Annotated in this window: 5 protein-coding genes; 1 reads left to right on the forward strand and 4 read right to left on the reverse strand. The window is 75.6% G+C overall.

The window, feature by feature from the left end:
* On the reverse strand, positions 1 to 1,057 hold a 1,057-nt coding region (locus tag DQW06_RS23735; RefSeq protein ID WP_117199342.1), incomplete at its 3' end, for an ABC transporter permease subunit.
* A complete protein-coding gene (locus tag DQW06_RS23740; RefSeq protein WP_117199343.1) occupies positions 1,057 to 2,544 on the reverse strand; it encodes an ABC transporter substrate-binding protein in 1,488 nt (495 codons plus the stop codon). The genes DQW06_RS23735 and DQW06_RS23740, both read right to left, overlap by 1 nt.
* A gap of 697 nt (positions 2,545 to 3,241) precedes the next feature.
* Here DQW06_RS23740 and DQW06_RS23745 point away from each other — a divergent pair.
* Positions 3,242 to 4,498 (forward strand): hypothetical protein, encoded by a 1,257-nt coding sequence (locus DQW06_RS23745; RefSeq protein ID WP_232833135.1) that lies wholly within the window; start codon positions 3,242 to 3,244, stop codon positions 4,496 to 4,498.
* Between the two features lie 222 nt (positions 4,499 to 4,720).
* Here the strand turns inward: DQW06_RS23745 and DQW06_RS23750 are convergent, their stop codons facing one another.
* Together DQW06_RS23750 and DQW06_RS23755 are read right to left on the reverse strand one after the other, a co-directional pair.
* Positions 4,721 to 6,214, reverse strand: coding sequence for an ABC transporter ATP-binding protein (locus DQW06_RS23750; RefSeq protein ID WP_117199345.1), 1,494 nt, complete (start codon positions 6,212 to 6,214; stop codon positions 4,721 to 4,723).
* Positions 6,189 to 6,722, reverse strand: a 534-nt coding sequence (locus DQW06_RS23755) for an ABC transporter permease subunit (protein ID WP_117199346.1), incomplete at its 5' end; no start/stop codon positions are given. The genes DQW06_RS23755 and DQW06_RS23750, both read right to left, overlap by 26 nt.

Genomic DNA, 6,722 nt, shown 5'->3' on the forward strand with positions numbered 1-6,722 from the left:
CGGCCCCCGCGGGGGCGGTGGGCGGCGGGGGCAGGGACAGGGCCGCGTCGTTCAGGCCGGGGCCCAGCAGGAGGCGACGGGCGGCCTGGGCGGCGATCCCGGCCGCGGTGCCGAGCAGCACGAGGCCGAGCACGGCGCCCTGGAGCAGCGGCAGGTCCTGGGACTGGGCGGCGCCCAGGGCGGTGCGGCCGATCCCGGGGACGGCGAAGACCGTCTCCACCGCGACGGCGCCGCCGGTCAGGCCGACGGCGACCATGGCGAACTGGGGGATGAGGGCGGGGGCGGCCCGGCGCAGTGCCGCGGCGGCGACGGCGGCCGGGGAGCAGCCCGAGGCCGTCCACAGCCCCACCCAGCGCTCGGTGAGGACGGCGGGCAGCGCGTCGTCGAGCAGCCGTCCCAGCAGTCCGCCCGCGGGCAGGCCCAGCGCCAGCGCCGGGAGCACGAGGTTCACCGGCTCCTGCCAGCCGTAGGGCGGCAGCCAGCCCAGCCACACCGAGAGGGCGACCATGAGCAGGACGGCGACGAGGAACTCGGGCAGGGCCGTGAGCACCGCGGCGGCGGCCCCGCTGCCCGACCCGCCCGGGCGCAGGGTGCCGCGCGCCCCGCGCACCAGCGTGGGGGCGCACAGCACGGCCGCGACGAGCAGGGCGACGGCGAGCGCGGCGCCCATGACCGTCAGGGACACGCCCATGGCCGAGACGACCGAGGGCAGCACGGGCGCGTCGGAGACCCAGGACCGGCCGAGGTCGCCCTGGAGGACACCGCCGAACCAGCGGGCGAGGGTCACCGCGGGACCGTCGGCCAGGCCGAGGTCCTCGCGGATGGCGTCGAGCACCTCGGGCGTGGGCGCCTGCTCGGCCGAGCGGGCGCGCAGCACCGACAGGGCGGGGTCGCGTCCGGACAGCCAGGGCAGGAGCCCGACGACGACCGTGACCAGGACCAGGGCGGCGACGCGCGAGACCAGGGGCAGGAGCCACCCGGACCCGCGGGCGCCGGTGCGGCCGGGGGGCGCGGTGTGACCGGGGGCGCCGGTGCGGTCGGGAGCGGCGGCGGCCATCAGTTCAGCCGGGTCCGCGGGGTGACGAGCAGGCGCTCGCGCGGGTCCTTGGCCGAGTCCACGACGTTGGCGGCGTCGCCCTGGATGACGCGTTCGTGCAGCATGGGGATGGCGGCGTCGGTGGCCAGGACGGCGGCCTCGGCCTCCAGGATCGCGGCGCGCCGCTCGTCGCCCGCGGGGGTGCGCTCGGCCTCCTCCAGGGCCGCGTCCACGTCCTCGTCGCACAGCTGGGCGATGTTGAAGGACCCGTCGCAGGAGAAGTCGCTCGTCATGTAGGCGACGGGGTCGCCGGAGTCCAGGACGGTGGCGCGGGAGAGGATGAACGCGTCGAACTCGCCGTTGAGGGCGTCCTCCTCGATGTTGGCGTACTCGCGCACGACCTGCTCGACCTCGAACCCGGCCTCCTCCAGCTGCTGCTCCAGGACGGTGGCCACCTCGGGCAGTTCGGGGCGGTCGGTGAAGGTGGCCAGGGTGATGGCGGCGCCGTCGGGGTCGGCGGCCTCGGCGGCCTCCGGGCGTTCGGGGCGGTCGGCGGCCCAGGGCAGCGCGGGGCCCAGCAGTCCCTCGGCCGCGTCCGCGCGCCCCTCGTAGACGCCGTCCACCAGCGTCGGGCGGTCGATGGCCTCGCGGGCGGCGGCGCGCAGGCCGGGGTCGGTGAAGGGCCCGTCCTGGGTGTTGAGGTAGAGGGTGTTGGTGCGCGGCATCGGGACCTCGGTGATGAGTTCCGGGTCCAGCAGGGCGGCCTGGGAGGTGGGCACGGCCTCGACGATGTCGGCCTCGCCGGTGCGCAGGGCGGCGGCGCGGGCGGTGCCGTCGGGCACGAAGCTGACGTCGATGCCCGGGGCCAGGGCGGCCTCACCCCAGTAGCCGTCGTAGCGGTCCAGGCTCGCGGAGGTGGTGCCGTTGACCTCGACCAGTTCGAAGGGGCCCGAGCCGGTGCCGACCGGGCTGACCGTGTCGCCCTCGTAGGCGCTCTCGGCCAGGATCGACAGCTGCGGCGAGGACAGGCGCTGGGGGACGAGCGGGTCGGCCTCGGCGGTGGTGACGGTGACCGTGTCGCCCTCGGCCTCGACCCCGAGTTCGACGCCGTCGAGGATGCGCGGCTTGGGCGAGGCCTGCGCGGCGTACTCCAGGGAGTGGGCGGCCACGTCGGCGGTCAGCTCCGTGCCGTCGTGGAAGGTCACCCCGTCGCGGATGGTGAAGGTCCAGGTGGTGTCGTCCACCTGGGTCCAGTCGGTGGCCAGGCCGGGCTGGGGGTCGCCGACCTCGTCCAGGACGACGAGGGTCTCGGCGGTGCTCCAGCGCGAGAGCTTGAAGGCGTCGTCGGTGAGCGGCGAGAGGGCCGACCTCGGCGGCAGCAGCATCGCCACCGCGATGCGCCCGTCCTCCTCGGATGCGGCGGTGTCGCCGCCGGAGGGGAGGCAGGCGGTCAGCAGGAGGGCGGAGGCGGCCAGGCAGGCGCCGGGAGGGATCTTGCGCAGGTGCACGGCGGTTCTTCCGGGTCGGGGGCGGGGAGGCCGCCGCGGCGCGCGGACGCCTCAGCGGACCAGAGCAGCATATGACAACCGTTTTCATTATTGATCCCCCGTGCCCCGCCCAACAGGGACGAAGCGGGACGCGGGGGCGCGCCGGGCCGCCGCACTGGGGGGCGCGGAAGTCCGGCGTGGAAGGGGATACCCGGTTTGTCCCAGGGGTCTCGGCCGCCGGGGTCATGTGCGGCCCGGGCCCGCACGAGAGGCCCACGCCACGCGGGCAAGTGAGGCCCGACACTCCCCGTGCGTCTCGCCGACCCCGCCCGGCGGTCGGCTGCCCGGGAGGCCGTCCTCCGCCGCCGACCGGATCGGACGCCCCGACGACCGCGGGGACCGCGCCCGTCCGCGCATTCGGGCAAGGGCGGAACCGCTCGATTTCCCCGCCACCGCGCACCCGCTCATGGAAATGGCCGGTACCGGCCATGACCCCGCGCCATTCAGTGAACCCGGAAAACCTCTGAACAGCACTTTCAATCCGATCCGGAAACCACTCCTGGGAACGGCCTTCCCTTGGCGCCACCCCGGAGTCCCCTGCTAATCTCACGGTGTTCTCCACAAGCCCCAGGCCCCGTCGAGCTGGAAACCCATGCCAGAAGAACCCGCCAGGAGAAAAGGCGGAGTCACACGGGACTTCCTGTCGCGTGGCACGAAGATGGCCCTGGCCATATTCCTCCCCGGAGCCAGGGTCCTGGTCTTCTTCTCCGCTCTGAGCGCGTACGGCCCCGAAATCCCGGCGTCCTACGGGAGCACGCTCCCCCTTCTGCTGGTGGTCATGTCCCCGGGCACGGCCTACCAGATCCTCGTGGTCGCCCGCCTGCGCGGGGAAACGCTCCTGCGGGACACGGAGAAACCGGCCGCCCTCGCCGCCGTGGTGCTGGCCGGCTCCGTGTTCCTGTCCGCGGCCGCCCTGGTGGCGGGCGGCGGCGTCCTCTTCTTCCAGCACTCACCCGCCCTGTTCGCCGCCTACTACCTCGCCTGCCTTCCGTCCGTGTTCATCGCTCCCCTGATGTACGCCGCCGGGGGGATCCTGGTGGTCACCGGCCAGGAGGGCGTGCGCCTGCGCACGAGCGTGGAGAACTTCGCCGGTTACGCGGTACTCGCCGCCGCCGTGTTCCTGTGGCAGCCGCCGCCGGTGGTCGCGCTGGTGGTGATCGGCGCGGGCTGCTCCCTGATCGACCTCGCGACGCTCGTCCGCACCGTGCTGCGCACTGAGCCACGGGCGAGGACCGCCGCCGTCAGAGCGGTGCGCACCGGCGCCCGGAGGATGTTCTCGGCGCACGTGATGCGCTCCGTTCCGGGCTCCTTCTCGGGGTCGTTCGACGTCCTCGTGCTGGTGGTGACCTTCGCTCTGGTCGCGCAGATCGCCACCTCCCTGCCGGTGGCCCAGGCCGCCGCCACCGTCGCCTTCATCACGGTCGTCCGCACACTGGTGGTACCGCTCAAGCCCTACGGCATGGTGGCGGGCCGACTCCTGCGCGCTTCCGAAGGCGTTCCCGGGGACCCCACGCGCCGGCTGCGCCTGTTCACCGCGTCCATGGCTCTTGTGCTGTGGCCGGTCGCGCTGCCGTTCCTGGCCGCTCCCGGCCCGATCGCCGGACTGCTGGGCCTGGAACAGGAGCCCCTGGTGCTCTGGGGTGTGCGGCTGGTGGGCGTCCAACTGCTGCTGGAACCCTGGGCGGGTTTCCTGTCGTCGGTGCTCAAGGTCGTCATCGCGCCCCACGCCACCGTGCGCGGCCTCGTCGTCCTGCTGTGGTGCACCGCTCTGCCGGTGATCGCGCTGTTGGCCCTGGCCGGACTCTTGAACCTGCTGTCCCTGTGGCTGGTCCTGGTCACGGCCCGCGCCGGATTCGCCCTGTACACGGCGTACACGGCCAGGCGTTTCGTGTTACGGACGGAGGCAGCGCGTTGACGGGACCGGCCTGACCGTCCCCCCGCTTCTCGAACCCTCCGGTGCCCGGAGCGGGCCGGGCCTGGGCGCGCCGCACCCTGGCGGACCGGAGCGCGCGGGCGGTGGTGGGCCCGCCCGGGAACCCGGCCGCCCCCTCGGGACGGCCCCGGAACCGGACCTTCCGTCCGGCACCGGTGCGTGCCCGGTGGTTCTCGGCCTGACTACGCGCTTCCGGTCCGGCGGCTAGGGCACGGTGAGGCCCTCGGGGTCCAGCTTCCGGTGCTCGGGGTCCAGCGCCAGCATCCGGTCGGCGCGGGCGGCGACGTCGCGGTCGTGGGTGACCAGGAGCACGGCCAGCCCGTGTTCCTCGCGCAGGGAGTCCAGCAGCTCCAGGACCGTGCGGGCGCTGGCCGCGTCCAGGGCCGAGGTGACCTCGTCGGCCAGCAGGAGGCCGGGGCGCGCGGCCAGGGCGCGGGCGATGGCCACCCGCTGGCGCTGGCCGCCGGAGAGCCGCCCGGGGTGGGCGTCGGCGACGCTTCCCGGCAGGCCGACCCGCGCGAGGAGGTCGGGGACGCGGGCGCGGGCCTCCGCGCGCGAGAGCCCCAGGAGCACGCGGGCGGGGCGGGCCAGCGCCGTGCCCACGCGGTGGGCGGGGTTGAGCGCCCCCACGGGGTCCTGTCCGACGAACTGGACCGCTCGCAGGAGGGGTCGGTCCCGGTCGCGCAGGCGCGGCGGCAGCGGAGCGCCGTTCAGGGCCATGCTCCCCGAGGCGGGCGGATGCAGTCCGGCGACGGCGCGCAGCAGCGTGGACTTGCCGCTTCCGGAAGGGCCCAGGACCGCGACGCACTCGCCGCGTCGCACCGACAGGTCCGCCGCGGCGATCAGCTCCCGTCCGCCGGGAGCGGTCACGCGCACGCCCCGGAGCCCGAGCACCTCGGCGCCGCCGGAGGGGATGGCGCGCTCCGCGTCCGCTCCCCGCGCGTCGGAGAAGCTCCCCAGCACGAGGCGGTCGTCGGCCACGCGGTCCGCGAAGGCGCGGTCGTGCGTGACGACGACCGTGACCCGGCCGGGCCTCCCTCGCCGCCGCTCCAGTACCCGCACCACCAGTTCCACCGTGGCGGGGTCGAGGCCGCTGGTGGGTTCGTCCAGCACCAGCACGCGGGGGTCGCCCACGAGCGCCCTGGCCAGCGCCACGCGCTGGGCCTGCCCGCCGGAGAGCTCGTGCGGGCGGCGGCGTCCCACGGCGTCGGGGTCCAGGCCCAGATCCGCGAGCACGCCGCGCACGGCCCGCCGCGCGTCCCGGCCTCCGGGACGCGGCGGCACCCCCGCCGCTGGACTGGAGAACGGACCTCCCTCCACCACCGGTCCGGAGCGCGGCAGCCCCTCCGCCACCAGCGCGAACACCGTGCGCAGGGGGTGCAGGTCCGAGGCCGGGTCCTGGCCGAGGATTCCGGCGTGGGCCAGCCGCCAGCGACGCGCCGCACGTCCGGCGGGGATCGGCGTCCCGTGCCAGCGCACCTCCCCGGCCTCGCGCACCAGCCCGGGCGGCAGGGCGTCCAGGGCGGCCAGCACGGCACTCGTCTTTCCGCCGCCGGACCCGCCCATGACCGCCAGGACCCGCCCGTCCGGCACCCGCAGGTCCACCGGGCCGACCACGGTCCGGCCCTCCAGGTTCCGCACGCGGATCCCCAGCGCGCTCAGCCCCGCGTCCTCAACCACCGAACCCACCGGATCCACTGTCACCGAGAGCCTCCTTCCTCCTTCTCGCGAAACCCCTCCGCCGGGGCCGGACGCCGTCGCGGCGCGGGGAGAACTGGGCGGCCAGGGCGAGGACGACCGTGGTCGCGCCCAGGGCGGCGGCCGGTGCGGCCACGGCCCAGGGGTTCATCGCCGCGCCGGCCATGTTCTCGCGCAGCATCAGCGCCCAGTCGGGCGCCGGAGGGGAGGCGCCGAAGCCCAGGACGCCCAGCGCCGAGGCGACCTGGAGGGCCACCACCAGACGCAGGCCCAGGTCGGCGGCGACCAGCCCGCGCACGGCGGGCAGGACCTCCCGGAACAGGATCGACGCCGGGCGCTCGCCCCGGCACCGGGCGGCCTCCACGTACCCCGACGCGCGCACCGAGCGGACGGCGTCGCGGACCACCCGCAGGGTGAGCGGCGCCCCGCCGCACACCGTGGCCACCACGACGGCCGCCCGGCCGGGCAGCGCGACCGCCGCGACCAGGGCCAGCAGCAGCGAGGGGAC

Source organism: Nocardiopsis sp. TNDT3, from assembly GCF_003427465.1.
In the GTDB taxonomy this organism is placed as follows: Bacteria; Actinomycetota; Actinomycetes; order Streptosporangiales; family Streptosporangiaceae; genus Nocardiopsis; species Nocardiopsis dassonvillei.